At 54.3% G+C, this 25,165-nt stretch carries 29 protein-coding genes; 16 read left to right on the top strand and 13 right to left on the bottom strand.

The window, feature by feature from the left end; translation table 11 throughout:
- Positions 1-41 precede the first annotated feature (41 nt).
- The 4 genes from ACT3UM_RS12075 to ACT3UM_RS12060 are packed head-to-tail and all read left to right on the top strand — an operon-like array spanning position 42 to position 4,437.
- Positions 42-986, top strand: a complete 945-nt coding sequence (locus tag ACT3UM_RS12075) for an ABC transporter permease (protein WP_498899064.1) — start codon at positions 42-44, stop codon at positions 984-986.
- Positions 986-1,885, top strand: coding sequence for an ABC transporter permease (locus tag ACT3UM_RS12070; RefSeq protein WP_498899062.1), 900 nt, complete (start codon positions 986-988; stop codon positions 1,883-1,885). The genes ACT3UM_RS12075 and ACT3UM_RS12070 overlap by 1 nt, the downstream gene beginning before the upstream one ends.
- A 13-nt stretch (positions 1,886-1,898) precedes the next feature.
- Positions 1,899-3,683 (top strand): gamma-glutamyltransferase family protein, encoded by a 1,785-nt coding sequence (locus ACT3UM_RS12065; protein WP_498899060.1) that lies wholly within the window; start codon positions 1,899-1,901, stop codon positions 3,681-3,683.
- Position 3,684: 1 nt separating this feature from the next.
- The gene (locus tag ACT3UM_RS12060) at positions 3,685-4,437 is read left to right on the top strand and encodes a DUF1028 domain-containing protein (protein ID WP_498899058.1); all 753 of its coding nucleotides are present in this window, start codon (positions 3,685-3,687) and stop codon (positions 4,435-4,437) included.
- 274 nt (positions 4,438-4,711) lie between these two features.
- Here ACT3UM_RS12060 and ACT3UM_RS12055 read toward each other — a convergent pair whose 3' ends face one another.
- The 3 genes from ACT3UM_RS12055 to ACT3UM_RS12045 all read right to left on the bottom strand — a co-directional run bounded on the left by ACT3UM_RS12055 (position 4,712) and on the right by ACT3UM_RS12045 (position 7,191).
- Positions 4,712-5,887, bottom strand: a complete 1,176-nt coding sequence (locus ACT3UM_RS12055; protein ID WP_498899056.1) for a toxic anion resistance protein — start codon at positions 5,885-5,887, stop codon at positions 4,712-4,714.
- A gap of 62 nt (positions 5,888-5,949) precedes the next feature.
- Positions 5,950-6,891 carry a cobyrinic acid a,c-diamide synthase gene (locus ACT3UM_RS12050; RefSeq protein ID WP_498899054.1) on the bottom strand — a complete coding sequence of 314 codons (942 nt, stop codon included), beginning with the start codon at positions 6,889-6,891 and terminating at the stop codon, positions 5,950-5,952.
- Between the two features lie 111 nt (positions 6,892-7,002).
- Positions 7,003-7,191, bottom strand: a complete 189-nt coding sequence (locus tag ACT3UM_RS12045) for a YgaP family membrane protein (protein WP_498899052.1) — start codon at positions 7,189-7,191, stop codon at positions 7,003-7,005.
- A 457-nt stretch (positions 7,192-7,648) separates the two neighbouring features.
- Between ACT3UM_RS12045 and ACT3UM_RS12040 the strand changes: the two genes are divergently transcribed.
- On the top strand, positions 7,649-8,770 hold the full coding sequence (locus tag ACT3UM_RS12040; protein ID WP_498899050.1) for an endonuclease/exonuclease/phosphatase family protein: 1,122 nt from the start codon (positions 7,649-7,651) through the stop codon (positions 8,768-8,770).
- Positions 8,771-9,089: 319 nt separating this feature from the next.
- Positions 9,090-10,397: an ATP-grasp domain-containing protein gene (locus ACT3UM_RS12035; protein ID WP_498899048.1), complete on the top strand. Its 1,308-nt coding sequence runs from the start codon at positions 9,090-9,092 to the stop codon at positions 10,395-10,397.
- Positions 10,398-10,658: 261 nt separating this feature from the next.
- Here the strand turns inward: ACT3UM_RS12035 and ACT3UM_RS12030 are convergent, their stop codons facing one another.
- The 3 genes from ACT3UM_RS12030 to ACT3UM_RS12020 all read right to left on the bottom strand — a co-directional run bounded on the left by ACT3UM_RS12030 (position 10,659) and on the right by ACT3UM_RS12020 (position 12,567).
- Positions 10,659-11,720, bottom strand: coding sequence for an ion channel (locus ACT3UM_RS12030; protein WP_035579355.1), 1,062 nt, complete (start codon positions 11,718-11,720; stop codon positions 10,659-10,661).
- 159 nt (positions 11,721-11,879) lie between these two features.
- Complete coding sequence (locus ACT3UM_RS12025; protein ID WP_157693171.1) at positions 11,880-12,023, bottom strand: hypothetical protein; 144 nt, start codon at positions 12,021-12,023, stop codon at positions 11,880-11,882.
- 373 nt (positions 12,024-12,396) lie between these two features.
- Entirely contained in the window at positions 12,397-12,567 is a 171-nt protein-coding gene (locus ACT3UM_RS12020) for a hypothetical protein (RefSeq protein ID WP_498899045.1), read from the bottom strand.
- Positions 12,568-12,701: 134 nt separating this feature from the next.
- Here ACT3UM_RS12020 and ACT3UM_RS12015 point away from each other — a divergent pair, with 134 nt between their 5' ends.
- Positions 12,702-12,884: a hypothetical protein gene (locus ACT3UM_RS12015; RefSeq protein ID WP_498899043.1), complete on the top strand. Its 183-nt coding sequence runs from the start codon at positions 12,702-12,704 to the stop codon at positions 12,882-12,884.
- Between the two features lie 148 nt (positions 12,885-13,032).
- On the top strand, positions 13,033-13,200 hold the full coding sequence (locus tag ACT3UM_RS12010) for a hypothetical protein (protein ID WP_498899041.1): 168 nt from the start codon (positions 13,033-13,035) through the stop codon (positions 13,198-13,200).
- Between the two features lie 37 nt (positions 13,201-13,237).
- On the opposite strand, the gene ACT3UM_RS12005 is transcribed toward ACT3UM_RS12010, so the two are convergent.
- Positions 13,238-13,996: a dienelactone hydrolase family protein gene (locus ACT3UM_RS12005; RefSeq protein ID WP_498899039.1), complete on the bottom strand. Its 759-nt coding sequence runs from the start codon at positions 13,994-13,996 to the stop codon at positions 13,238-13,240.
- A gap of 175 nt (positions 13,997-14,171) precedes the next feature.
- Between ACT3UM_RS12005 and ACT3UM_RS12000 the strand changes: the two genes are divergently transcribed.
- The 5 genes from ACT3UM_RS12000 (at position 14,172) to ACT3UM_RS11980 (ending at position 16,357) form a co-directional block, all read left to right on the top strand.
- Positions 14,172-14,852: a Bax inhibitor-1/YccA family protein gene (locus tag ACT3UM_RS12000; RefSeq protein WP_035579348.1), complete on the top strand. Its 681-nt coding sequence runs from the start codon at positions 14,172-14,174 to the stop codon at positions 14,850-14,852.
- Between the two features lie 83 nt (positions 14,853-14,935).
- Positions 14,936-15,325: a sulfurtransferase complex subunit TusD gene (gene tusD / locus ACT3UM_RS11995; protein ID WP_035579346.1), complete on the top strand. Its 390-nt coding sequence runs from the start codon at positions 14,936-14,938 to the stop codon at positions 15,323-15,325.
- Between the two features lie 10 nt (positions 15,326-15,335).
- Complete coding sequence (locus ACT3UM_RS11990; RefSeq protein ID WP_498899037.1) at positions 15,336-15,701, top strand: DsrE family protein; 366 nt, start codon at positions 15,336-15,338, stop codon at positions 15,699-15,701.
- Positions 15,702-15,713: 12 nt separating this feature from the next.
- The gene (gene tusB, locus ACT3UM_RS11985) at positions 15,714-16,004 is read left to right on the top strand and encodes a sulfurtransferase complex subunit TusB (RefSeq protein ID WP_498899035.1); all 291 of its coding nucleotides are present in this window, start codon (positions 15,714-15,716) and stop codon (positions 16,002-16,004) included.
- A 2-nt stretch (positions 16,005-16,006) separates the two neighbouring features.
- Entirely contained in the window at positions 16,007-16,357 is a 351-nt protein-coding gene (locus ACT3UM_RS11980; protein WP_498899033.1) for a TusE/DsrC/DsvC family sulfur relay protein, read from the top strand.
- Positions 16,358-16,363: 6 nt separating this feature from the next.
- On the opposite strand, the gene ACT3UM_RS11975 is transcribed toward ACT3UM_RS11980, so the two are convergent.
- Positions 16,364-16,999, bottom strand: a complete 636-nt coding sequence (locus ACT3UM_RS11975) for a helix-turn-helix domain-containing protein (RefSeq protein WP_035579338.1) — start codon at positions 16,997-16,999, stop codon at positions 16,364-16,366.
- Between the two features lie 115 nt (positions 17,000-17,114).
- Positions 17,115-18,056 carry a histone deacetylase family protein gene (locus ACT3UM_RS11970; RefSeq protein ID WP_498899031.1) on the bottom strand — a complete coding sequence of 314 codons (942 nt, stop codon included), beginning with the start codon at positions 18,054-18,056 and terminating at the stop codon, positions 17,115-17,117.
- Between the two features lie 104 nt (positions 18,057-18,160).
- Between ACT3UM_RS11970 and ACT3UM_RS11965 the strand changes: the two genes are divergently transcribed.
- Complete coding sequence (locus ACT3UM_RS11965; RefSeq protein ID WP_498899029.1) at positions 18,161-20,908, top strand: bifunctional acetate--CoA ligase family protein/GNAT family N-acetyltransferase; 2,748 nt, start codon at positions 18,161-18,163, stop codon at positions 20,906-20,908.
- An 81-nt stretch (positions 20,909-20,989) separates the two neighbouring features.
- Here the strand turns inward: ACT3UM_RS11965 and pdxH are convergent, their stop codons facing one another.
- Entirely contained in the window at positions 20,990-21,634 is a 645-nt protein-coding gene (gene pdxH, locus ACT3UM_RS11960) for a pyridoxamine 5'-phosphate oxidase (protein ID WP_035579332.1), read from the bottom strand.
- Between the two features lie 235 nt (positions 21,635-21,869).
- On the opposite strand from pdxH, the gene ACT3UM_RS11955 reads away from it, so the two are divergent.
- Entirely contained in the window at positions 21,870-22,556 is a 687-nt protein-coding gene (locus tag ACT3UM_RS11955) for a cytochrome b/b6 domain-containing protein (protein WP_498899027.1), read from the top strand.
- Between the two features lie 11 nt (positions 22,557-22,567).
- Here ACT3UM_RS11955 and ACT3UM_RS11950 read toward each other — a convergent pair whose 3' ends face one another.
- The 3 genes from ACT3UM_RS11950 to ACT3UM_RS11940 are packed head-to-tail and all read right to left on the bottom strand — an operon-like array spanning position 22,568 to position 24,121.
- Positions 22,568-22,972 carry a DUF2069 domain-containing protein gene (locus tag ACT3UM_RS11950; protein ID WP_035579327.1) on the bottom strand — a complete coding sequence of 135 codons (405 nt, stop codon included), beginning with the start codon at positions 22,970-22,972 and terminating at the stop codon, positions 22,568-22,570.
- Complete coding sequence (gene wrbA / locus ACT3UM_RS11945; RefSeq protein ID WP_035579325.1) at positions 22,969-23,592, bottom strand: NAD(P)H:quinone oxidoreductase; 624 nt, start codon at positions 23,590-23,592, stop codon at positions 22,969-22,971. The genes ACT3UM_RS11950 and wrbA overlap by 4 nt, the downstream gene beginning before the upstream one ends.
- 58 nt (positions 23,593-23,650) lie before the next feature.
- On the bottom strand, positions 23,651-24,121 hold the full coding sequence (locus ACT3UM_RS11940) for a gamma-glutamylcyclotransferase family protein (RefSeq protein ID WP_498899024.1): 471 nt from the start codon (positions 24,119-24,121) through the stop codon (positions 23,651-23,653).
- A gap of 436 nt (positions 24,122-24,557) precedes the next feature.
- On the opposite strand from ACT3UM_RS11940, the gene smrA reads away from it, so the two are divergent.
- Positions 24,558-25,148, top strand: a complete 591-nt coding sequence (smrA, locus tag ACT3UM_RS11935) for a DNA endonuclease SmrA (RefSeq protein ID WP_035579320.1) — start codon at positions 24,558-24,560, stop codon at positions 25,146-25,148.
- The last annotated feature ends 17 nt before the right edge of the window (positions 25,149-25,165 follow it).

Below are 25,165 nucleotides of genomic sequence, written 5' to 3'. Positions count from 1 at the left end.
GCACGCCGATAGGGCGTGCGGCCCTCATATCTGGAGCCGAGATGCTGTCCTTCATCCTGCGCCGTGTTCTAATCGCGATCCCCACAATCCTCCTAATCTCAATCTTCGTCTTTACCCTTCAGCATCTTTTGCCAGGTGATCCAGTTTTGGCCATGGCGGGCGAGGATCGCGACCCTGAGACGCTCAACTTTCTGCGCGAGAAATACGGTTTCAACGACCCCCTGCCGGTGCAATATTTAAAGTGGTTAGACAATGCTCTGACTGGCGATCTTGGTATATCGCTGCGCACCAATCAGCCGGTGATCACACTGATCGGCGAAAAGCTGCCGGTGACTATCCAGTTGGCGACAATGGCGATGATTTTTGCCCTTGTCATCGGCATCCCGGCCGGTATCGTCTCTGCTATTTACAAGGGCACGTTTACTGACTACCTAGCCAACTTTGTGGCTCTTTCGGGGCTGTCGATACCCAATTTTTGGTTGGGAATCATGCTGATCTTACTAGTCTCGGTTAAATGGGGGCTTTTACCGGCAAGTGGGTATGTACCCTTCAGCGAGGATCCCATTCGATCGCTGCAAGTGATGGTCATGCCAGCTTTTGTTCTTGGCACCGCCCTAGCAGCTGCGCTGATGCGCCATACCCGCTCGGCTATGCTGACCGTATTGACATCCGATTATGTGCGTACTGCCCGTGCAAAGGGGTTGAAAGAGCGGCGGGTAATCTTGCTCCATGCCTTTCGCAACGCTCTGACGCCGATCGTGACACTGGCTGCGCTGCTGTTCGGAGAACTGATCGCAGGCGCCGTGCTGACCGAACAAATATTTACCATTCCAGGTTTCGGTAAATTGGTCGTTGATGCCGTGTTCTCTCGCGACTACGCCGTGGTGCAGGGAATCATTCTGGTGACCGCCGTTGGCTTCATCTTTATGAACCTCTTAGCCGATGTCGCTTATGTCTTGCTGAACCCGCGTTTGAGGAAACAGTGATGTCTCAAGTTACAACACCGGCCACGCTCGACCCCGAGAGCGCCAATGATCCAATTCTTGACCGCAAACCTGAGAACCGAGTTTGGAAAAAATTCCGTGTCCATCGCAGTGCTATGCTTGGCGGTTTCCTGGTAGTTTTCTTTATCGTCGTCGCGTTGCTAGCACCCATTTTGCCGGTGGCTGATCCTACCGCGACGGATTGGGGCGCGGTACGCGAAGCGCCCTCCGCCGCACATCTCATGGGCACTGATGAGATTGGGCGGGACGTGTTGTCACGGATGATTTGGGGTGCGCGTGCCTCTCTTCTGGCTGGCGTGATATCGGTTCTGATTGCCGTGGCGCTTGGTGTGCCTTTGGGTATTGCTGCGGGATATTTCCGCGGCTGGACCGATGCAACGATTTCGCGCTGCACCGAGGCGTTGCTTGCTGCGCCATTCCTAATCCTAGCCATCGCACTGGCGGCCTTTCTTGGGCCTTCGCTGACCAATGCGATGATTGCCATCGGCATCGCTGCAACGCCACTGTTCATTCGGCTGACGCGAGGCCAGGTATTGATGATCGTGGCCGAGGATTACGTCGACAGTGCTCGTGCCATTGGTCTTCCAACGTCCAAGATACTGAGACGCTACATCCTGCCGAACGTGCTGCCACCGATCTTGGTGCAGGCGACGTTGACCATTGCCACGGCGATCATAGCTGAAGCTTCACTGTCTTTCCTCGGCCTCGGCCAGCAGCCGCCTTCGCCTTCGTGGGGGGCAATGCTCAATACCGCCAAGAATTTCCTCAGTCAAGCGCCATGGATGGCACTCTGGCCTGGTATTGCGATCTTTCTTGTTGTGCTTGGATTCAACCTGCTGGGTGACGGGCTGCGCGATGCCCTTGATCCACGCGAGCAGTAAGAAGGGAGATTTCATGAGCAATTTCACGACCCGCCCCGAGATTCGCGGCACCTTTGGTGTTGTCACATCGACACACTGGATTGCCTCAGCAGTGGGGATGGCGATTCTCGAAAAGGGCGGCAATGCCTTCGATGCTGCTGTAGCGAGCGGCCTGACGCTTCAGGTCGTCGAACCTCACCTCAACGGGCCCGCAGGCGACTTACCTGCGGTGTTTCACGATATCAAGAGCGGGAACGGTGCCCTTTGTGCGCAGGGGGTCGCACCTGCAGGTGCGACAATAAAGCATTACCGCAGCGAAGGGCTTGAGCTGATTCCAGGCTCAGGTTTGCTGGCGACGGTGGTGCCGGGCGCTTTCGACGGTTGGATGCTCCTGTTGCGCGATCACGGCACGATGAAGCTACACGAGGTTCTGGCGCCTGCCATTGGCTATGCTCGGGATGGGCACCCAGTTCTGCCACGCGTCGCAGCCACGATTGCGAGTCTTTCGGACTATTTCGCCAAACAATGGCCCAGCTCGGCTGCTGTTTGGACACCCGATGGCGATATACCTCAGGCTCACAGCCTTTTCCGCAATCCAGACCTCGCGTCGACCTACCAGCGTCTCGTCGAAATCGGCGAGGCCGGTGATGAGCGTGTGGCTCAGATCGACGCTGCCCGTGAGGCCTGGGCTGAGGGATTTGTGGCCGACTTGATCTTCGACTATCTCAAGACTGCGAAAGTGCACGATGTGTCCGGCGCCGAACATGCCGCCGTGATGGCCCCCGCGGACATGGCCGATTGGCGCGCAAGCTTCGAGGCGCCGCTCAGCTATGCGTATCACGGTTGGACGGTGTATAAGACCGCGCCTTGGGGTCAGGGGCCTGTCCTTCTGCAGACACTCGCTATACTGAAGCACTTCGACCTTGCCGCGATGGATCCGATGGGCGAGGAATTCATCCATACGGTTATCGAAGCGATCAAGCTGTCCTATGCTGATCGCGAAGCCTATTACGGCGACCCAGCGCATAGCGACATACCAATAGCGTACTTGCTATCCGATGCCTACAACGCAGAGCGCGCAAAGCTGATTACGCAGGAGGCTTCGATGGAACAACGGCCGGGGCGGGTACCTGGTTTCGAACATCTCGCTGACGCCTATATTACCCGTGCCGCAAGAGATTTCGAGGTGCCCGAGACCGACGCTCAAGAGCCAACGATGGCACATCTGACCGAAAAGCGTGGCGACACGGTTCACCTTGACGTGATTGACAGTTGGGGTAACTGCGTGGCGGCGACGCCGTCGGGGGGCTGGTTACAGTCTAGCCCGATTATTCCCGGGCTTGGTTTTGCGCTTAACAGCCGCGCGCAAATGTTCTGGCTAGACGAAGGACTGCCAACGTCGCTCGCGCCTGGTCGCCGACCGCGCACAACGTTGACCCCCTCGCTGGCTGAGAAGGACGGGGCGCGTCTCGTCTTTGGCTCGCCCGGTGGAGATCAGCAGGATCAGTGGCAACTGATCTGGTTCCTGCGCTTCGTACATCATGGCTTCGGCCTGCAAGAGGGAATGGACGCGCCGCTTTTCCACTCGATGCATTTTCAGAGCTCATTCTTCCCCCGTGCTGCTGATGTCGGAGAGATCATGATAGAACCTAATGTAAGCAACGGCGCTATAGAGCGCCTTCGTGCGAAGGGCCATAAGGTCACAGTCGCCGAGCCGTGGAGCATCGGCCGACTGACAGCAGCTTTGCGTGAACCGGACGGCACTCTGCGAGCGGCGGCGACACCACGCCTGATGCAGGCCTATGCGGTGGGCCGCTAAAATGACCTATTCACTTATAGCAAAAGACGTCGCAAGTGGCGAAATCGGTATCATTGTTGCCTCACGCTTTTTCGCTTGTGGTGCGGCGGTACCTTATATCGGTCGGCTGAGTGCGGTAGCCACCCAGGCCTTCGTCAACCCTCTCTGGGGTACTGAGGGGCTGCGTCGCCTGGAAGAGGGTGCCTCGGCCGCAGAGGTGATCGAGGACTTCATCGCACGAGATAGGGGCGCGGCAATTCGCCAGTGTCACATGATCGACAGCACAGGCGCCTTTGCTGTCCATACTGGTGCTGACTGTATCAGCTGGGCTGGTCACCGAGTCGGCGACAGCCATTCGGTTGCGGGAAATATGCTGGCCGGTGCCGAGGTGATTGATGCTACCTTCGAAACCTATGCCGCCAGGGCCGATTTACCCATGGCCCAGCGTATGCTGGTGGCGATGCGTGCCGGCGAAGAGGCTGGGGGGGACAAACGGGGTCGGCAGGCAGCCGGGCTGTGTATCCATCGCGGTGAGGCGCATGCCTATCTCAATCTGCGTGTAGACGATCATGCCGATCCGCTTAGCGAGCTTGATCGGCTTCTTGATGTGGCAGCTGAGCGCTATCTGCATATCGCCGCTGTGATGCCGACTGAGGCTGACTTTTCTGGGACTATCGACCGCGATCCCATCGATAGAGCGATAGCTGCCGAAGAGGAGCAACGCATTAGAGACGGGCGGTCGAGCCAGTCGCACGCAACTAATAAAGGCGGCTAATGAACTGATTTTCTTTGGAGCTACTAGAGTGTAGAGATGCCCTAGCCCGGTTTCCTGGCTTCATGCAAGACTCCCTGCTCGAACTTTGGGGCATTGTTGAGGTGATGATAGTGTGGCTCCAATGTAATGTTCTGCAGGATGAACCGATGGGGAGTAGGTTGAACTGCTGAAACACCATGCCAATATTTTTGATCTTATCGACCCAAGGTGATTGTGTTCTCTCGTGTAGCCGTCTCCATCATCTTTTTAAAATAGCAAGGTTCCAACTGAACACTCAGTTAGCAGTAGTGTCGTCCTTGGGTTGCGCCTGATTACCTTCGCTTAGACGCTCAATAGATGCGTTGCCTTGCTTAGCCAGGGTTGCCAAGCGGTTGATCTGCTCATCCAAGCGGGGTAGGGCTTCCTGACGATAGCTTGAGAGATCGTCAATGGCACCCATTACCTCACTGAACGCCTCCTCAAGCACTTGCATGTCGAGCATTGCGGAGGAGGCTTTTTTCTGGATGTCTACGCCTTGCTGGCGCAGCGCCTTGGCAGTGCCGCCAATCATCTGCGAGGTGGTCGTGTTGAGGGCTTCGACGCGATCCAGCACTAGACGCTGGTTGGCCATTGCCATGGCGACTGTTACTGCCACGGTGAGGGCTGAGACGGTGACATTGATGGCTCTGTCCACACCGCGCATCAATTCCCGGTTGTTGCGGATGATCACTTCCAGCGCCAGCACACCCTGCTGGCTTACCGCCAGCTGCTGCTGGAGATCAACGATGCGCTGCCGAAGTGGAAAGAGCAGTTCTTCCTCAAGAAATTGACGCCGTGGGTCATCGCTGTCTCGGGCGGCTATCTCGTCGCACAGACGTTGATCAATCAAGCGCCCCAGGGCGATCTGGCGGTTCAGCTCGGTTAGGATGTCATTGAGAGCTTTCTGGTCATCGCTCAGCGTCAGGTTGTCACGATGCAGCATGTCGCGACCGCTTTCCAGATCCTCAATGATCGCATCCAGGGCTTGCTGGGCATTCTCAAACTTATGGAAATAGCGCTGTAGCCGACTATCGATACCGGGAATGATCGCTAGAACGCGATCCAACGCGCTTGGCATCAGGCGATGACGTGAAGGGTCGAGCCCCTCCATGCGGCCGCGTAGATCGGTCAGTGCCTTGGCAACGGGCCCTCCTTCATCGCCCTGGTGGGCCAGCTTGCGCAGTGGCGTTTGTAGCATGGCGCTGCGGTGGGCGGCCTGCTGTTGCAACTCAAGGCCCATCTCGTCCACGGCCCGGCGCTGGCGAACAGTTGACGCCTCGTCACCCTCGGCAAGGATATCCTCGACAAAGCGGTCAGCCATCGCCTCAAGCTCAGGGTCGCCGGAGCCGGCTTGACTCGTGCCCAACTGGCTGGCGATCTCGTCCACCGGGGGCAGGGAGAGGCGAGGTTGGTCATCGGATTGCTGCGTCATGGGCATCTCCTGAGCTGTCAATAAAAACGTATGAATACCGCTCGCTGCCAGTGGCCGCTGGATTACTCCTTACGGGCATAGCGATCCGCACCTTCGACAAATTGGCGCAGATCCTCCAACGCCTTCTCGGTGGTGACCGAGGCCTGTGGTCGTGCCGTCTCAATACGCGCCATGGAAACGGCGGTATCATCAAGCACAGTCAGGGCGGATTCAATGCGGGCGGAGAGCTTATTTAGCCGGTGTTCGGTCTCTACCAGCAGATCCAGGCGTCGCACCAACGCGGCGCGTTCTTCATCGCTTAACCGTTTGCCCTCCCGATCTAAACGACCCCGAACGTAATTACCATCGACGCTAACCACCCCGCGCGCCTGCGAGGCCATGGTCGTCAGCGTATCCACCGCGCCGAAACAGACCTGGGTAACCAACCCCCGCGAGCGCTCGAAGGCCAGCTCGCCAGTGTGGAATCGGCCACTCAGCACGTCCATTACATGGCGGTAGCGGCTATAGAGGCGATCTGAAAGGATAGCTAGGTCAGGGCGCTGCACGTCAAGTAGGCTCTGTTTGGCTTGACACATGGCCAATACAAGGTCGTCGGCTCCCACGGGCGGCCTTACTGGATCAAGCACTAACACGCCAGCTTCATAGGCCTTGCGCTCCTCTTGGGCACGGCGCTGATGGGCTTCGGCCTCTCGTTGTGCTTCCCAGCGACGTTCGCGGCGGCGGGCCAGCCAGCCGCGCAGTCTTCGCTCGATAGGCAGCGCCACAGGAATGGCAACAATACCCGCTAGCCAGCCCAATAGGCTCGGGCTGAAACCACCCCATAGGGAGGTCAGCCACAGCAGCATACTGATAAAAGGGATGATCAGGCAGTAGCGGGCGATGACCTGCAGGCGGCCCTGGGTCGCCACTGGAAGTGCCAGCCCAGGATTGAATAGGCCGACCAGTAGCCAGGGCAGGCAGGTCATAAACAGGCCATAGGAAAATCCCTGCAGGAATCCCAACATAGATGCGGCTATCCTTCGGTCATGGAACGCAAACACGAAGTGTAGAGTAACTGAGGTTGGGACGCTAAGCACCCGTTGGGCAACTGCAGGGCATTGTCTGACGTTGAGGGGTTATTTAACCTTGCAGGTATTGATGTCCAGTAGCTTGTAGGCTGGGCAAAAGTTAAATAGCCCGGTGGCTAACGGCACCACGCCGATCCAGCCCCAAACACCGATGGTTCCGGTTAGGGCCAGTACGATCAGTGCAATGCCTACCAGGATGCGTAAAATCTTATCGATACCGCCTACGTTGCTAGTCATGACAGGCTCCTCAAAAAAACTGGGTTCAAGTGCTTAAAAATAGCCGCAGTAGCGGCTGTCAGTGCCAGGGCAGTGGTGCTGGTTTTATGGGCGTTATTTATACGATTACCTCGTTGGGTTTTAGGCATAGGTATGAATCATTTTTATTGGCTTTTGATATAAGCTAATAGCCTGTGCTTATATATAAAGTATAGCCGCCTTTCTGCCATGAACACGAGGCAAGTGGTCGTAGCTTGATCTATATCAAGCCTGTGAGGCTTTTAGTGGTTGCGAACAGCTGTATCGCTAGAGAAGTCCGCAATTACGCGGATGGGCAGGGGCCATGACGGCGTCTTCCAGATAAAGAGCATGCGTCTATCCGGAGAGGGGTATGCTTAAATCGTCACAATATCCGCGGCAATCTAGGCCGGTATAACTGGGATTCTCCTGGTTACCGTTGCTGCGTTTGAGAGGTTTCATGCTGTTAAAACTGCTTCTCTGGGTGATCCGTTTATTGGTGATCTTGATGTTAGCGGTGGCCTTACTGCCATTAATACCCAGCGGTCAATGGTGGGTCAGGCTGTGGGATTTTCCGCGCCTGCAGCTAACGGGCGCGCTGGTTCTGCCACTGCTGCTCCTGGGTGTGCACGCGTGGTTTAAGCGTCCACTAAAAGAACACGCCGTGTGGGGCGTTGTCATCCTAGCCATAGCGGGGTGGCACTTAATGCACATCCTGCCGTTTACATCCGTTTGGTCGACCGAGGTGCCTACCGCTGAGGTACAACCTGGTGAAAACCGGACGACGCTCAAAGTGCTGACGGCCAATGTTACTTACACGAACGATCACTACGCTGAAGTCCTTGAGATGGTTCAGCGTGAAGATCCCGATCTACTGCTGCTAATTGAAGTCAATAGCGCCTGGTCCGAGGGACTGGCGCCCCTTGATGAAGATTATGCCTATCGAGTAGGAGAGGTACGCGGTGAGGGCCTTGGGATAGTGCTGTGGTCACGAATTCCGCTGCTGGAAAATGAGGTTAAGTATTTGGTCTCTGAGCGTAGGCCCTCAATTTTCGCGACCATCGACGCGCCAGGCATCGGGCCAGTGCGCTTTGTTGGCGCCCACCCGGTGCCGCCAGGCTTAGAGGAGAGAACCGTCAGCAACGAGGATAAACGTCGGGACAGTCGTGAACGCGATGCAGAGCTGATGCTCATTGCCCGTCATGTTGAACAAGACCCGGACAACCGCTGGATCGTCACTGGGGATTTCAATGACGTAGCGTGGTCTGACACCACTAAGCTTTTTGCCGATTTGAGTGATCTTAAAGATCCTCGCCGTGGTCGGCGACTGCTCAGCACCTACCATGCGAAATACCCATGGTGGCGATACCCGATTGACCACCTGTTCGTTTCTGATGGGTTCCATCTTATTGGTATCGACAGAGTGAAGGTGCAGGGTTCGGATCACTTTGGTCTTTCTACCACGCTAACCGTTGGTCAAAAAGATCACGGAAAACCAGAGGCTTCGCCCGAGGAGGAGGAAGAAGCTCAAGAGATGGTCGAGGAAGGAGCCGAAGACGCTGCCGAGCATGATAGTGGTTAATCACAGGCCGTGAGGTGCATCGATAAAGCCAGGATTTTGTTAATTTTTAAAATAGGTGGGGCTATTGTGCCCTAGAAGACTGGCAAAATTATTCTTTAATAATCTCTAGATAACTTCTACAGCTATTCAACAGGAATTCTACAGTTTAGTTGCCATTTGTAACCGTATCGACTAGCTTAGTTGTTACGGGTGCGCTAAAAAATACCCTAATGCTGGCTTGCTCAATCGCCACTGAATATCACTGACTGCGGCTCAGCTCACTTGGTGCGCTCTAATCCCAGCGCAGTCAATTTGGGTCAACCAGCAAGGAGGACATTGAATGTCGATAACATCAGAAAAGCAATTACCCGAAGCAATAGCGGCTTGGCGTGATCCGGAATTGGACTCGGTTAAAGGCACTGAGACCCCTAAAGATCCAAATAAAGGTTACATCGCCCTACTTGGCTGGAGCGTGAACGCGATCAAGGCTGCGCAAAAATTTGACCGCCGCTATATCGTCGTTGCGCCAGAGTGGGCCGCGGATTTTTGTACTGCCAACAATATCCCTTTTCTCCCCTGGGACTTTATTCGACTGAATGATCGGTCGATGGAAATTGCTGAAAGATTGAAAGAGGAAGGCGTGGATGTTGCCATCCCGCTGTTTGAGGAAACCGTTGAGTGGTCCGGCGCGATCAACTCCGTGCTCCTTGATAGCCCGCGGATGTTCGGACAGTCCATCCTTTTCCGCGACAAGGCCCTAATGAAGCGCCGTGCTCAGTTGGGCGGCATTCGTGTCGGGATCTTTGAAGAGGCACATGAGAAAGAGGACATCGTCCGCTTCATGAAACGCGTCAACCAAACGCTGCTCAAGTTGGACGGTGACCCGGATGACCCGATTCACGTCAAAGCCTTTGATAAAGCCGGTTGCCTCGGTCACCGGATGATCCGTACCATTGAAGAAATTGATAATATTCCAGACGAAGAATACCCCTTGCTGATGGAAAGCCATCTAAGCGGCTGGGAATTTGCTGTCGAAGCCTGGATTCACGATGGCAAAATTCAGTTCCTGAATATTTCTGAATACGTGACGCTGGGCTATTCAGTCTTCGTACCCGCGACCGCGGAACTGGAAAGCTGGCGCAATGCGATCACCAAGCAGATTGAATTGCTGATCAAAACGTTCGATATCCAGTTCGGTTTGATTCACCCCGAGTACTTCGTCACCGCTGATGGTGAGATGTACTTTGGCGAGGTTGCCTATCGTCCGCCTGGCTTTAAAGCGTTTGAACTGATCGAAAAAGCCTACGGGTTCAACGCCTATCAGGCGTCGATGCTGGTGTTCGATCCGAAAAGCAGCAAAGAGGAAGTGGCTGCCTTCTTCCCACGCGAAGTGGTCGATGCGAAGGGCTATGCAGGCTGCTTTGGCGTATACCCTCGCCGTCGTGTTGTCAGCAAGCTGGAAATGCCTGAAGAAACGATTAATCATCCGTATTTCGAGTCACACGAACTGGTCGCGCCAACTGAAGAGACCGTTCCTGACCGCTCGGCCTTTGGGACGCATTGGGGCTTGCTCTTCTTCTTTGGTGATGACCCCATCAAGATGCGCGATTTGCTTAAAGCCCAAGAGGATCTGGACTTCTACGTCTAAAGTGCGTTAACGCAATACGCGCGATCTATGGGCGCGACTATCCGTATCAGGAGTATTCCGATGCTGATAGTCGCGCCCTTTTTTGTGCCCGGGTATGGGCTATTTCGCTCAGTTGCGCTTGAGAAGAGCAGGCGGTTTGGCCGCCGAATGGGTCGTTTCAGTCCACGGCTGATACCAAAAAGTGAGTAAATCTTTGTTATCGAGCATATTGCTATTGGCGATGTTAAGAGCGGCGTTTGGAAGACGGTGAACGCTACGTTGTTAACTTTCTGCGGAGAGTAACTCACTCAATTGCAGCTGTGAAAGCCGCGTATTGGCCATATAGTAAACAATGTCGCCGTCCTGCAATGGGCGATCAGTAGTGGGGTTAAGCATATTACCGTCGCTGTCATCACTGCTGTTAGCGAGTCCTAGCACGGTAGCGTTGCAGACTTTTTTCGCTTGCATAAACAGGTCACCAAAGGTGGCGCCGGCAGGTGGCTGGTTTAGCCTGGTTTGGTACTGGGTAGCGCCACGATCAACCGCGAGTAGTTCGTTGACGACTCGCGAAATTCCTGCATCAGAGGCTGACCGTACCAACATTTCCAACGCTAAGGCCTGAGTGCATTCAATGCCTGGCAAGGTACGCCGCAACATGGCTGCGGTATCGGGATTGGCACAGTGGGCGACGATATGGGCGTTTTTTGCTTTAAGGCTGTAGGCGCTCAGCGCGACAGTGGCAACACGGTCATCGCTGGTATCGTAAATAATGATGCGGCTGGCGCTCTCAACTCCTGCCCGCTTTAATAGGTCGGCATTGGAGAAACTCTCCCCTTTAATAAATTTCAAATCGGCCGGGCGAGGATTGCTCATCTCTTTGATAACGCAGAGCACTATTTCATCAGGCAGGCTCTTATCGGCTTGGAGAATGTCCAAAATGCGCTCTGTGGTTTCACCGTGCCAGCCAATAACAAGGGTGTGGCCGGATAGATGGCTAAAATCGCCTTTTCCTTGCATTTGTAGTCTCCAAAAATTAGAGAGAGTGACAGTGGCTTTACCGATTAAGGCAGCAAACAGCGAAATGCCGCCAGGGATAAGATAGAGCGTGGCGATCCACTTGCCAGCCACGGTGGTCGGGCTAAAATCGCCGAAACCCACGGTACTGGAGACGACCACATAAAAATAAACCCAATCGGTAGCGGAATCAGCCATTGCTTCGCCGACCAGTGCAAACAGCACCCAGGTAGTGCCCATGTGGGCGAGCACAATAAGAAGAAGAAAGGTCCACGAAATTTGTAGCGTGGAGGCTTTAAGAACGCGGAGCAGTCGCTGAATAACGGGCATAACGGTCTCTTACAGTTGTGTGGCAGTCTAATTTGCTCGGCGTTGATTAGCTTTTGAAGCACTAGCTCTTAAAGCACAGCAAGGCGCGCCTGCTATCGTGCTCTGAATAAACAAAAGGGCCGCTATATGCGACCCTTTCATATTTGTTAACGGGACTTGTCAAACAAATCGTTTGGCGAGCCAGGAAAATGCGCTATCGGTTAGCGATTTTTTACCGTGGTGCTCGCGGTGCTGACTCCACACCATACCGCCAGACACAACCGCTAGGCTCATCAACATACCGGCAAGAATAAGTTCATTCATAGCCTTTCATCCTCATCTGAGGTTTTATCGCGCTCTACATAACCATAGCCGAACGACCCCACAAAAATCAATATTATACCTAGCCCCACGCCGAGCCAAACGTTATCGGTATTTAGGCTGGGGTTTGTGACTACCCAGCCAGCAGTGAAGCAGGTAGCAACCACAATAACTCCCACGTTCCGAGTCGCCTCTAAGAACTGTTGTCGAGTCGCTCGGGCGCCAATTCTACGCCGATGGGCTGAAGCCCTGCGTTCTTGTAAGCTTTTTTGGAGCCTCGCTCGCAGGGCCTCCTGTGGGTCCTTACCGCCATGAGGTTCTTTCATGCCACCAGCCTGCCATTAATCCAGAAAATCAACGTGAAAACAATGCGGTATTAAAAACCTGCCTTATTCACTTGGGTGCCGCGTATGCAGTCACCATAGACCATGGTGTCGCCAGCCTCTTCTGCTAGTTGGCGGCAGTCTGCGGTTCTTGAAGAGGTAGGGCCTGAGCTACAGCCTGCAAGTACCAAGGTAAGTAGGCAGAGGGCGGTGAGGGCTTTCATTGGCAACTCCTTGTCAGCAAATAATCCTTTCGGCATTTAACCTCATAGGTATCGCATGTGTCGATGATATGTTTCGGAACATCGCGCTAAACGTTAATGTCATAGCAAGGGTTTTGTTTTTCTAGGATAGGCATATGGATCGTGTATTTGCATGGGATCACCACCACCGTCAGATCGTTTACCGCATCCCCGGCCATCAGCATGAAGATGGCCGGGAAGATAGCGATCTCTCTCCCGTATGGCTGCCCGCGGAGGAGTCAGACTTACCCGAGGGGGTGACGGTTGAGGATCTGCGCAAAGTATCCGTTAAGGATTAGCCGTTAGTGGTCTTATCTGTTGAGCCGCTGCTATACGTGCTATTCAGGGCTTTTAAACAGGTATGTTCAGGCTCATAAAATAGATTGTGTTTGGCTAGCGATCAGCTAAGATTCGATTGCTAGCCCCTCTATTTCTGGATATACCGCCATGTTGAAAGGTTTGATTGTCTGTTTTGCGGTGCTATTTGCGCAATTGGCGGTACTGCATGTGATTGATGCTCGTCTTTACAACTCCCCTCAAGATGCGCGACAAACGGCGGCGGCCACCGTTACCCCGCATAAAGATGAAAAAGACCATAAAGAAGTGCAAAGTTAATCGTTAGCGCCGCCCAGCGCCGCTAACGTTGTTGGCTTTAAAGCATGTCATCCAACCAGACGTTGAAGGCCTCCCAAGAGCGTTGGTCGGCGCGCTCGTGATAGGCATCACTACCAAATACGCTAAAGGCATGGGGCGCTCCAGAATAGATGCCTACTTCATAAGTCACGCCTGCGGTTTCCAGCTCCTCCGCCAGAGTAGCAACATCCTCTAAGCTTACCGCGCTATCAGCGCCGCCGTGGGCGATAAAGATAGGCGCCGTTTCACTTGAGTAGGCCTGGCCTTCGGGCGTTGTTAGTCCACCGTGAAAGCTTGTATAAGCGGCTATGTTGTCGGCTTCGCCGGAGCGGGCGATCTCTAATGCCACTGCTCCGCCAAAGCAGTAGCCCATGATCACCGTTTGTTCGGCAGCGCCTTGCTCTCGTGCTTGGGCTAAGCCGCCCAGCGTGAGGGCACGCATCCGCTCTCTATCTTGGTAGAGCCGATTGGTAGCGGCGCGCTTATCATCGACTGCCTGGGGGCGATTGCCTTCACCATAAAGATCCACTGCGAACACGTCGTAGCCTTCATCGGCCAGCATATCGGCGCGCTGGCGCTCATAATCATCCAACCCATCCCAGTCATGAACGATCAGTACACTGCCTTTAGCGTTGTCACCCGCGGAAACGAAGTAGCCCTGAAAATTCTCTTCATTCAGGCTGTAGGCAATATCCTCTCCAGCGGGTGAGAAAGCCATGGCCGGCAGAGCCAGGGTTAAAAGTGTTAAGGTGCTGGCAGGCAGTAGAATTTTTTGCATCTTTCTGGTGTCCAAAGAAGTGTTCAACAAGCATAGACAATGATTGTTGAACTGTTTCAACGTTGAATAACCATTTAAGAGAAAGTCTTTGTGAGTTAGACAAAGGCTTGCGTCTGGAACTCGGTAACGGCATTCTTGTCAGTTGTTGGAAATACCATTTAGGGAGCATGAATACATGGCTTACAACGATCTACGTACGGCACGTCCTCAGTCGAGCGGCGTTGCCAACAGTGTCAGTACTAACAAGGTGTTGCGTAACACCTACGCGCTATTGGCAATGACACTGCTGTTCTCAGCTGTCACCGCGGGTGCTGCTGTGGCCCTCGGTATCCAGCAAATGAACATCTTCGTGTTCTTCATTGGTGCTTACGGCTTAATGTTTCTGGTTCACAAAACCGCGAACTCAGCGGCTGGTTTGTTGGCGACGTTTGCCTTCACCGGTTTTATGGGCTTCACCCTTGGGCCGATTCTTTCTGCCTATCTGACCCTGCCTAACGGCGGTGCGTTGATCATGAATGCGCTAGCCATGACAGGCCTGACGTTTGTTGGCCTTTCCGCGGTCGCGTTGACCACTAAGAAAGACTTTAGCTTTTTGAGCAACTTCCTGATGGCAGGTGCCATCGTGTTGATTCTCGCTATGGTGGCTGGAATCTTCTTTAATATTCCGGCGCTTTCGTTGATGGTGTCCGCCGGCTTTGTGCTGTTTGCTTCTGCCGCCATCCTGTATCAAACCAGTGAGATTATTCACCGTGCTGGCGAAACTAACTACATTCTCGCCACGGTGACGCTCTACGTATCCATCTACAACCTGTTCGTTAGTCTGTTGTCTATTCTGGGTATTATGAGCAACGACTGATCTAAACAAGCGGTAGACGATATGACAGGCCCTATTACAGGGCCTGTCTTTTTTTAGGGTAACTGTTACCAGGTATTATAATCATGCAGTACGGCTTATTGGTGATGGGCGCGCCATATAGCAGCCCGGCGCCTCACTCTGCATTGCGTTTTGCCCATGCTTTACTATCGCGCGGGCATCAAATTACGGGTGTGTTTTTCTATCATGATGGCGTCCATAATGCCTCATCGCTGATGGCGCCGCCCCAGGATGAGCTTAACCTGCGAGAGGCCTGGGTTGAGCTGAATCAGCAACAGGCGGTTCCATTAGACGTCTGTATTGCTGCAGCGCTGCGGCGCGGACTGATGAGTGAGTCGGAAGCGCAACGGCATGGCAAGCAGGCTTTTAATGTAGCGCCTCCCTTTGAGTTGACCGGGCTTGGTCAATTACTTGAGCTACAGCAACGCGCTGATCGCTTAATTACCTTTGCTTAAAGGAGGGCCAATGGTGACACCTGAAGCGCTACTAGTAATAATCCGCCATGCACCTCACAGTTCAAACTTGTTACGGGAAGGGTTAGATGCTGCATTGGTCGCAGCGGCCTTTGGCCAGCCCGTGCATTTGCTATTTATGGGCCAGGGGATAATGGCGCTGCTGAAAGAGCAGGGCAGTGGTGCGCCCGGCCAAAAAGCTACGCTGCCCACCATCGATATGCTGGAAATGTACAATATCGACCAGCTTTGGGTTCCTGAAGGGGCGCTGCAAAGTATGCAAATATCCGTCGATTTGCTGGTAGAGAACGCCACCTTGATAGCGGATCAGCAAATACCTGGGTTATTTCAGCAACACGCCACGATACTTAACTTCTAGAGTGAGCGCATTATGATCCTACACATCCTTACCAAAGCGCCTGATAGTAGTGCAGCTACGCAAATGCAGCAGGCGGTAGGGGATCAAGATGCCGTGCTGTTAATCGAGTCCGCGGTAACAGCTGCGCTTGATGTTTCCTGGGACGCTTGGCAGCAGTACTCGTCGCGTATATTCCTACTCTCAGAAGATCTTATCTCCCGCGGGCTGGCCAATATTGCTGAAGATAACGAGCTGCCCACCTTAGAGATGGTAGGCTTTGTTGCACTTACTGAACAGTATGAAAAGACGGTCACCTGGTACTAACTATGTCAGAAGCAAAAATATACCGTTATCTTGATTCACCAAAAAAGTATCCGCTGGATCCGGAAGGTTACTTAGTTAATCAGTCCGATTGGGATGAATCCGTCGCGAATTTAATGGCTGCCGAAGAGGGCTTAACACTTACCGCTGAGCACTGGGAAGTGATTGACGTTGTGCGGGCATTTTATCAGCGTTACGAAATGGCACCGGCGATGCGACCACTGGTAAAAGCGACCAAGAATGCCTTGGGTGAAGAGAAAGGGCGCTCGATTTATTTGATGCAGCTGTTCCCTGGCAGCCCGGCAAAGCGCATTGCTCGCCTGGCCGGTTTACCGAAGCCTACTAACTGCTTATAGCTGAGCCTAGGCCGTGTCGCCGCGGGTACAGACCGACAGAACAACGGCATCGTCTATGCTAGTGGATACCAGGGCGTGCCCCATGTCACTATCGAAATAGATGCTGTCGCCCTCGGCCAGCACTAGCGGGGCGTAGAATTCGGTATAGAGCATGATATCGCCATGCAGCACCATCAAAAACTCTTCACCATCGTGGCGTACCCACTGGTGATACTCGTCAAAGCTACGCGCCCGGACAATGGTTTTGAAGGGAATCATACGCTTTTGGGCTAGCTGATGGCCGAGTAATTCGTGCTCGTAAGTGGGGGTGGGGTGCAGTTGTCCTTTGCCTTTACGTGTTAAGTCGCGCCGTCCCATTGTGTAACGCTCACGCTTAGGCGGCGTGAGCAACTGAGGAAGGTCGATATTTAAGCCGGTCGTGAGCTTCTGTACCACGCTAAACGTTGGCGAGACCTGGTCATTCTCAATTTTCGATAGCGTTGAGCGGGCAAGCCCTGTGCGCTGGCTAACGTCTTCCAGCGTCCACTGATTCGCGAGGCGAATTTGCTTTAGCCGCTCGCCTAAGCGCAGCGGCTCAACAAAGGGTTTGCTTCCCGATGCAATACGCAGCGCGGCATGATGCTCTTCAGTTGTAGCGGTCATAGGTCGTCACATTGGCTGCGTTGTCAAACGATGCGTGTCGATAGGCGCGCGTGATATGCCAACATGATATCACAGCCAAGAAGTGGCTAAGAACGGTTGCCCGAGGCGAGTAAGCTCATGGCACCTCAGCAAAAGGAAGGCCTAAAAGCGCTTTTAGATGCGCCTCCACGCCACTCGCCAGCGACTTAGGGTTATAGCCACCTTCAAGCACCGATACAATGCGGTTATCGGCATACAGCGTGGCGATCTCCATAGCCAGATGGGTTATCCAGTAGAAGTCCTCATCCTCTAAACAGATATCCCCCATGGGGTCATCCCGATGTGCATCGAAACCGGCGGATAGCATCACCAAGTCAGGTTTAAAGGCGTGCAGGGCAGGCAGCCAGTGGTTCTCAATAATGCGCCGAAACTCCAGTCCATCGGTACCCACTTCCAACGGCGTGTTGACAACGTTTTGCCACTCGCTGCGCAGATAACGCCACGGGTAAAACGGATACTGGAAGCTGGTGCAGATGAGTATCTCAGGGTCGTTTTTAAAGATATCGATGGTGCCATTGCACTGGTGCACGTCAAAATCCAGAATCGCGATTCGCTTGGCGCCGTATTTGGCTCGCGCATGGGCCGCGCCCACGGCGATATTATTGTAAAAGCAGAATCCCATCGCATCGCTGGCTTCTGCGTGGTGGCCTGGTGGTCTAACCGCACAAAAGACGTTATCTGCCTGACGCTTAAATACCTGATCCACACCACGAATAACCGCCCCGGCAGCAACCCGCGCGGCTTGCAAGCTGTCAGGGTTCATCATGGTATCGCTATCTAGCGTAACAATGCCTTCGGTGGGCAAACACTTATCCAGCGAGCGCAGATGGCGCAAGGGGTGTACTCTGGCAAGAGCCTCTTCGTCGGCTTCCTTGGCATCCGCCTGCATGGTTTGCTGTAATAACCCGGCAAGCGACAGGCGAGCGCGAATAGCCTCCAGACGCTGAGGGCTTTCAGGATGCTCCGGCCCCATATGATGCAATGAGCAGTCTGGGTGGGTAAGGTAGGCGGTAATCATTCCAACGCTCCATTATTATTGATGCCACCTTAATCGCCTTCAGGCCTTGGGCGACAGTGTCAATAAGTCGTACAGCCGCGATTCATGTTCAGGGGAGACGCATTTTGAGCACGCGCTTTTTACACCATTTTTTCGAACCCCGCACACTAGCGGTGTTTGGCGCCTCTGAAAAGCCTGCGTCGTTAGGCGGTTTAGTGCTGAGAAACATCCAAGAGGGCGGTTTTAAGGGGCCGCTTTGGGCGGTCAACCTTAAAGGCTACTCCCAGGTCTTTGGCGTGCCGTGTTTTAGTCGTGTAAGCGATCTACCCGAAGTGCCCGACTTAGCCGTGGTCTGCTCGCCTATTGAAGGCGTTCCCAGCCTGATTAAAAAGCTTGGGCAGTACGGTGTCAAAGCGGCTCTGGTACTCTCCGGCGGCGCTTACTTGGATCGAGATAAGGGTAATAAGGGCTCCATTCGCGAACGCATGTTGAGTGCGGCACGTATCTCCGGTATTCGAGTACTCGGCCCCGAGTGCATGGGGTTGATTGTACCGGGTAAGAAGTTAAATGCCTCTTACGCCAGTCAACCGGTGAAAGCGGGCCGCGTCGCTTACCTGGGCCAGTCCGGAATGCTGGCCAACGCCATGATTGACTGGGCCGCCGGGCGTGATGTGGGCTTTTCGCACCTGATAACCGTTGGCGACAGCGTCGATGTGCTGTTGCCAGACCTGATCGATTACGTTAATCAATTCTCGCCCGCTCAGGCCATTATGCTGCACCTTGAGCGAATCAGCGACGCTCAGCACTTTATGACCGCCGTGCGTGATGCATCACGTAACCGCCTGGTGTTGGCGATAAAAAGTGGCCGCACCCCAGAGTCAGACATATCCGGTATGGCGCCCACCCCAGGGATTGCCAATCGTGATGTAGTGTTTGATGCCGCCTTTGCCCGAGCAGGGGTGGTGAGGGTCGACGACTCCGACGAACTGCTTGATGCATTGGAAACACTGTCGCGCATGAAACCCTTGAAGGGTGATCGTCTGGCCATTGTGTCTAACGGCTTAGGGCCCGCGATGCTGGCCATCGATAAGTTGATCAGCGCGGGCGGAAAACTGGCCGAATTTAGCGACGAAACCCAGGCAGCGCTGCATCGCAGCGAGGTCGATATGAGCAAGCCAGGGGAGAACCCGGTGGACGTGGGGGGCAACGCTTCGCCGGAGCGATTTGTCCAAGCCCTGGAGATTGTCGCTGCTGACGCCAATGTCGATGCGGTACTGGTGGTACACGCGCCCACCCGAATGGCGCCATCGCTAGTGACTGCCCAGGCGCTGATCGATAACCGCAAGAAGTTTCGTCGCAACCTGCTCACCAGTTGGATGGGCTTAAAAGAGGCGCTTAATGCCCGCCATATCTGCAATTTAGCAGGGATTCCGACCTATATTTCACCCGAAAAAGCCGTTAAGGCATTTATGCATATGGTGATTTATCAGCGTGTTCAAGCCCTGCTACAGGAGATTCCGCCAAGCCTCCCGTTTACCACCAGTCCCGAGATACGTGCCCAGTGCCGCACGCTGATCAAGCAGGCAAAAGAGCAGGGCAGACAAACCTTAACTCACTCTGAAACCGCCCAAGTGCTCGAGGCCTATGGTATTCCCACGGCACCCAGCGTGTATTTGGCCAATGCCGATGAAGCGCTCGCCCGCGCTGCGGAGATTCCTGGCACCAAGGCGCTTAAAGTAGTGCATGAAGGCAACTGTCGCCCTTATCGCTACCGCAAGCACCCGCATAAAATTTCGGCGGGTCTGCTGCAGGATTTAGACACACCCGAACAGGTGGCGGAAGGCGTTCGCCAGCTAGGCGAAAAAGTCGCTGAGAAATTCCCCGAATACGCGATCCGCGAGTACTGTTTGCAGCCCATGCAGCGTGGCAAGCACTCGATGCAGATTTGCGCGGGCATAACCCGTGACCCAGTCTTCGGCCCGCTTATCGTCTTCGGCATCGGTGGCTATAAGGTCAACGTGCTGGCTGACCGTCAGGTCGCGCTACCGCCGCTCAATATGAGTCTGGCCGCCGATGTGGTGGGGAGAACCCACGCCGCCTCATTAATTCGCGAACATTCCGCCGACCCTGAGCGTGACATTCAGCACCTTTGCCAAATGCTGGTCAAACTATCGCAAATGGCGTCTGATCTAAGCGATCTGCGCGGGCTAGAAGTCAATCCACTGCTGCTGAATCGTGACGGTATGGTCGCCGTCGATTTCGCCCTGGATCTTGGTTCGCCATCGCGCTTTGCGATCATGCCGTACCCTGAAGAGCTGCGTGAGTGGGTGACGCTGAAAAACGGCTGGCAGGTCGAGGTCAGGCCTATTCGTGCCGAAGATGCCCATTTGATTACCACCTTTCACCGTCAGCTCTCGGAAGAGAGTATTCGTTTCCGCTATTTCCACAATAAGTCCAACCTGACCCAGCGTGACTTGTCGATTCTGTCGCATATCAATTACGACCGTCAGATGGCGTTTATTGCCGAGTATTTAGGCGACGATGGCAGCAAAGAGATGCTTGGCGTGGTCCGGGTGTGGAACGACCCAGATAATATTCGTACCGAATTCTCGGTCATTATCCGCGATGATCTGCAGGGTCTGGGTATTGGCAGCCTGCTGATGAAGAAGATGATTGATTACTGCACTAACATTGGCACCCTGGAGATGATCGGCAAAATTATGGTCGATAATCATCCTATGCGCGCGCTAATGAAGCACTTAGGCTTTAAATGCCGTTATAACATGGAAGAGCAGGTAATTGATGCCGTGTTGCGCCTCAACGAGCCCGAAAGTGAGTGGCAGCGACACCGCCTTGAGAGTATGCCGGATTAAGCCATTTAACAACGTAAAACCGTACAAGGCCTGCGTACAACACGCAGGCCTTAATTGAATTGGAAAGCTTCTTTATAGACGTTACGGCGCCATGCGGAAACGGCTCCATTCACCGCCGTCGCGACGTTCAAAGCGTAGGCGGTCGTGTAGGCGGCTAGGCTGGCCCTGCCAAAACTCAATCATTTCCGGACTGACACGATAGCCACCCCAGTGAATCGGGCGGGGAATGTCCTGTCCATCGTAGGCTTGTTCAAAGCGCTTTTGGCGCTCTTCGATCCAGTTGCGGTCAGGGATCACCACACTTTGAGTCGCAATCCAAGCGCCCAACTGGCTGCCTCGGGGGCGACTGGCAAAGTACTCATCAGACTCGTCGGCGGAGACCTGCTCAACGGGGCCTTCAATACGCACCTGTCGGGAGAGCGAGGGCCACCAGAAGGTCATGGCCGCGTAAGGCACATTGCTCAGCTCGCTGCCCTTGTGACTGTGGTAGTTAGTAAAAAAAACCATGCCGCGTTCATCGAATCCCTTGAGCAGCACCACTCGGGCGTGGGGGCGGCCTTGGCTGTCAACGCTGGCTAGCGTCATGGCGTTGCCATCTTTACCTTCTTTTTCCAGCGCAAGGGTGAACCACTCATCAAATAACACGAATGGATCGTCGGGTGTCTGGGACTCTTCTAGCCTGCCGCCTTCATAATCACGCCTAATGTCGGCTATGTTACGTGTCATCGAATGCTTCTCCCTGTAGTTTCATCCATGTTCGCTGGTCTGCCTTTAAAGCTCAAGTGACCGACATCAATGGATGTTAAACGCGTTGACGCACTGCTTTTATTTACCCAATGTTCTGGCTAACGATGGCGGCTAACTGTCTCACATTCTATGAGACAGGCTCAATTAATGCGAAGCTATCTCATCATTCCGGGCTCACCCACTGTAAGCTCATCACTGCTAATGAGGATAGGTTATGCGAGAGAAGGTAGCGATTGAGGTATGGGATATTTGGGTTCGCCTATTTCACTGGGGGTTAGTGGCGGCGGTGTTGGTCTCCTTTTATACCACCAAGACCAGCGGTGCGCCCTTTCTATTTCCGGTTGAAGTGCACGCCCAAGCGGGCTACCTGGTAATAGGTTTACTCGTCTTTCGTGGGCTGTGGGGCCTACTGGGTAGCGTGTATGCGAGATTTAAAACGTTTTTATATCCACCCGTTGAAACGGTTGCTTATTCCCAATTGCTGCTAAAGCGTCGGCCCGGCGCTTATGCCAGCCATAATCCACTAGGCGGGGGGATGGTACTACTGATGCTGCTTTCGCTTAGTTTTCAAGCAGTGAGCGGCCTGTTTTTAAGTGACGATATCTTTTTTCAGGCGCCGCTCTATGGCGTATTTGGCGATGGGGCAGGTAGCCAGCTTAGAACCCTGCATCAACTCAATAGTGATCTACTCATCATTCTAATCGGGCTGCATCTAGCTGGCTTGATCGTACATCGGCTGCTGGGTGAACCGCTAGTAACAGCAATGCTGGTAGGTACCAAGCGCTTTCGCCAGCAGCCAGTCGATGCGCGTAACGAACCGTGTAATGTTGCCACGCTGCGTTTACGTGCCATCGGCAGTTTATTTATTGCTGCTGGCGTCGTCCTATGGCTGTGGTTTTAAAGCACTTATTTTTATTGCCCCGTTTTCTGTTGACGCAACTGTCGACTGCGAAAGCGCGCATAGCCCATGCAGCCAGCAAACAGCACCAGCGCGACAACCGCCTCTAGAATTCCGCGCAGACCTTGCCCAGGGAGGGTTATTAACATCACGCCTTGGGTGAAGTAGAGCAGGCTGACAAAAGCGAGCCATGCGTGCCCGCGTGCGCGTTTACCAATGATGGAGGGTAAAAACAGCACCAGGGGAAGCACGAACGCGACCACAGGGCGCCAATTAAATTCGTCGCCTTGGAGTACAAGGCCACGGTAAACAACCAGTAGCAGCAGTATGGCAAAGCTGGCTAATACCACCTGTCGGCTTCGAAGGGTCAGTTTATCAAGCCCATGGCGTGCTTCTACATCCTCCAGCCACTGCCTCATAATGCCTCCTGACGCATAGCGTGCAGTGCCAAGGCAAGACGCGCCAATCGTTTACCCTGGGCAACACACAGTGCGCGCTCGTGCTCGTCGACCGAGCGGTCACTCCGCGTCCCTGCCAAATGGCTCGCACCATAGGGGGTGCCGCCGGTGCGTGTCTCTAGCAAGGTGGTTTCGCTATAAGGCACTCCTGCATAGACCATACCGTGATGCAGTAGCGGCACCAGCATGGTGAGCAGGGTGCTCTCCTGCCCACCGTGCAGGCTTGAAGTAGAAGTAAAAGCGCTGGCAGGCTTGTCGATTAAAGCGCCGTTCATCCACAGGCTGCTGGTAGAATCGATAAAATACTTAAGCGGTGCGGCCATGTTGCCAAACCTAGTAGGGCTGCCCAGTGCTAACGCGCTGCAGTTGCGCAGGTCGTCCAGGTCAACGTAGACCGCGCCTTCAGCAGGAATTTCTGGGTCAACGGCTTCGCAGGTTGTTGATACCGGCGCTACCGTGCGCAAACGCGCCTGAATGCCGGGCACACTTTCCACGCCGGCCGCGATCTGCTGCGCCATGGTGGCGGTCGCGCCTGAACGCGAGTAGTAGAGAACCAAAACGTAAGGGGTCATCTCACTCATCACTATTCCTGAATGGGTTCATAAAAGCTGGCTGGGCAATAGGGCACCGCGCAGCTGCCTATGGTACCAGAGCTATCGGCAAGTCCGTGTACGGTACCCACGCTTTTTGTCGCGCTGGCAGGCGTTGGTAGACCCAGGCGCGAGTGCCATCGTCGAGGGTTATCGCCACCCGCTCGTAGCGAACTCCAAGTCGCTCGTAGCGGTCAAGGCGCGCCAGCTGTTTGGCGTCCACACGTAACAATAGGCCCTCCACGTTACTCCCCGGCTGCGGTGAAAGATCGAGACCGTTGCGCTGGTACCCCTCAAGCACGGCTTCCTCAGGGTCGCCGAAGCTACCCATAACGACCAAGCGCACAACCGCATAGCGAAGCGTGCCGTAAACAAACACCTGATGGGTGCGCTGTTCGATAGCGGGGAGGTCGTCAGGGCGGTCATAAAACCAAGGGCTGAGCATGGTTAGCCAGAGCCACCCGGCTAGGGCGAAGAACCCCACAGCGCTTAACATTAACAGGCGTTTTAGCCACACCATACGTTGCCTCACTATCTTTGACTCACTATGAACGATACAAAAATGGCTGGTTAGCTTGGCGCGCCCAACAGACAATGACAAGTTCTAGGGCCTGTTGACGTTTCAGCGCGAACCGCGTTGCCCCACAAAGCGCGTCAGACAAGGCGCAAAACGCTGGGAAGGGTGGGTTCCCTTTTCAAGTTTTGCAACGCCGTATGGCGCGCTTTGTGGGGCAACCCGAAGGGATGGGCCCGTTTTTATCCGCGGCGGCGTTAGTCGTCGCTCATTTGGAACCACCAAACCTCTCTCCTCCTGCCTTGCCGCGAATAAAAACGGGCTCCAGCGCGGCCGCGAGTGAAACGTCAACAGGCCCTAGGTTATCGACTTATTGAATCTTCTTAAGCAAAGTGCCTGGATTTGCTAGGATACCGAGTAGACCTTAACGGAGGAGCCTGCAATGAATCAGCCACTTCGTGAACATACGGATTTTCGTGCTCTTGTTGGCGATGTTAAGCCACTGCCACCGAGCAACCGTGCAGACCCAGGCGCTAACCGTACGAGCCCTTCTGAATCACAGTTGGCCCGGCGAGAATGGGCAGAAGAAGAGATGGGCGCGCGCAACTTTCTATCCGACGATTTTGTCGATCTGCTGCCCCCCTTTGATCCCATGGAGTATCGCCGTGAGGGCATTCAACAAGGCGTGGTCGATAAATTAAGGCACGGTGGCTATAGCGTTCAATCGCAGTTGCATCTATTAAGGCGGCCATTAAGTGAGTGTCGCCGCATGCTATTTCCGTTTATTCAAGAAGCCTACGCCCACGATTTACGCTCCGTTATGATCGTGCATGGCCGTGGCCGCGAGATTGATAGTCCAGCGAACGTGCTGCGTTCGTACCTAGCCAAGTGGCTCAGCCAGTTCGAGGAAGTGCAGGCGTACGTATCCGCACAGCCTTCGGAAGGGGGGCTGGGGGCTACCTGGGTGATGCTACGCAAAAGTGACCGCGCTAAGACCAATAACCGCGAGCGCCAGCAAAAGCGCCGAGGGTGACGGTTTTACAATAACGC

Origin of the sequence: Halomonas sp. AOP13-D3-9, assembly GCF_052379125.1 — a bacterium.
Lineage (GTDB): Bacteria > Pseudomonadota > Gammaproteobacteria > Pseudomonadales > Halomonadaceae > Vreelandella.
Note: the sequence above shows the minus strand (reverse complement) of the source record. Positions and strands in the feature narration are given on the sequence as shown.

Bases quoted from the DNA above. Each gene is read 5' to 3' on its own strand.
- ACT3UM_RS12035 (WP_498899048.1), top strand. From the start codon at position 9,090: ATGTCGATAACATCAGAAAAGCAATTACCCGAAGCAATAGCGGCTTGG.
- wrbA (WP_035579325.1), bottom strand. From the start codon at position 23,592: ATGAGTGAGATGACCCCTTACGTTTTGGTTCTCTACTACTCGCGTTCA.
- ACT3UM_RS12015 (WP_498899043.1), top strand. From the start codon at position 12,702: ATGGATCGTGTATTTGCATGGGATCACCACCACCGTCAGATCGTTTAC.
- ACT3UM_RS12070 (WP_498899062.1), top strand. From the start codon at position 986: ATGTCTCAAGTTACAACACCGGCCACGCTCGACCCCGAGAGCGCCAAT.
- ACT3UM_RS12045 (WP_498899052.1), bottom strand. From the start codon at position 7,191: ATGACTAGCAACGTAGGCGGTATCGATAAGATTTTACGCATCCTGGTA.
- smrA (WP_035579320.1), top strand. From the start codon at position 24,558: ATGAATCAGCCACTTCGTGAACATACGGATTTTCGTGCTCTTGTTGGC.
- ACT3UM_RS12055 (WP_498899056.1), bottom strand. From the start codon at position 5,887: ATGACGCAGCAATCCGATGACCAACCTCGCCTCTCCCTGCCCCCGGTG.
- ACT3UM_RS12030 (WP_035579355.1), bottom strand. From the start codon at position 11,720: ATGCCCGTTATTCAGCGACTGCTCCGCGTTCTTAAAGCCTCCACGCTA.
- ACT3UM_RS12025 (WP_157693171.1), bottom strand. From the start codon at position 12,023: ATGAATGAACTTATTCTTGCCGGTATGTTGATGAGCCTAGCGGTTGTG.
- ACT3UM_RS11980 (WP_498899033.1), top strand. From the start codon at position 16,007: ATGTCAGAAGCAAAAATATACCGTTATCTTGATTCACCAAAAAAGTAT.
- tusD (WP_035579346.1), top strand. From the start codon at position 14,936: ATGCAGTACGGCTTATTGGTGATGGGCGCGCCATATAGCAGCCCGGCG.
- ACT3UM_RS12005 (WP_498899039.1), bottom strand. From the start codon at position 13,996: ATGCAAAAAATTCTACTGCCTGCCAGCACCTTAACACTTTTAACCCTG.
- ACT3UM_RS11950 (WP_035579327.1), bottom strand. From the start codon at position 22,972: ATGAGGCAGTGGCTGGAGGATGTAGAAGCACGCCATGGGCTTGATAAA.
- ACT3UM_RS12050 (WP_498899054.1), bottom strand. From the start codon at position 6,891: ATGTTGGGATTCCTGCAGGGATTTTCCTATGGCCTGTTTATGACCTGC.
- ACT3UM_RS11940 (WP_498899024.1), bottom strand. From the start codon at position 24,121: ATGGTGTGGCTAAAACGCCTGTTAATGTTAAGCGCTGTGGGGTTCTTC.
- ACT3UM_RS11955 (WP_498899027.1), top strand. From the start codon at position 21,870: ATGCGAGAGAAGGTAGCGATTGAGGTATGGGATATTTGGGTTCGCCTA.
- ACT3UM_RS12065 (WP_498899060.1), top strand. From the start codon at position 1,899: ATGAGCAATTTCACGACCCGCCCCGAGATTCGCGGCACCTTTGGTGTT.
- ACT3UM_RS11975 (WP_035579338.1), bottom strand. From the start codon at position 16,999: ATGACCGCTACAACTGAAGAGCATCATGCCGCGCTGCGTATTGCATCG.
- ACT3UM_RS12020 (WP_498899045.1), bottom strand. From the start codon at position 12,567: ATGAAAGCCCTCACCGCCCTCTGCCTACTTACCTTGGTACTTGCAGGC.
- pdxH (WP_035579332.1), bottom strand. From the start codon at position 21,634: ATGACACGTAACATAGCCGACATTAGGCGTGATTATGAAGGCGGCAGG.
- ACT3UM_RS12000 (WP_035579348.1), top strand. From the start codon at position 14,172: ATGGCTTACAACGATCTACGTACGGCACGTCCTCAGTCGAGCGGCGTT.
- ACT3UM_RS12075 (WP_498899064.1), top strand. From the start codon at position 42: ATGCTGTCCTTCATCCTGCGCCGTGTTCTAATCGCGATCCCCACAATC.
- ACT3UM_RS12040 (WP_498899050.1), top strand. From the start codon at position 7,649: ATGCTGTTAAAACTGCTTCTCTGGGTGATCCGTTTATTGGTGATCTTG.
- ACT3UM_RS11970 (WP_498899031.1), bottom strand. From the start codon at position 18,056: ATGATTACCGCCTACCTTACCCACCCAGACTGCTCATTGCATCATATG.
- ACT3UM_RS11990 (WP_498899037.1), top strand. From the start codon at position 15,336: ATGGTGACACCTGAAGCGCTACTAGTAATAATCCGCCATGCACCTCAC.
- ACT3UM_RS12010 (WP_498899041.1), top strand. From the start codon at position 13,033: ATGTTGAAAGGTTTGATTGTCTGTTTTGCGGTGCTATTTGCGCAATTG.
- tusB (WP_498899035.1), top strand. From the start codon at position 15,714: ATGATCCTACACATCCTTACCAAAGCGCCTGATAGTAGTGCAGCTACG.
- ACT3UM_RS12060 (WP_498899058.1), top strand. From the start codon at position 3,685: ATGACCTATTCACTTATAGCAAAAGACGTCGCAAGTGGCGAAATCGGT.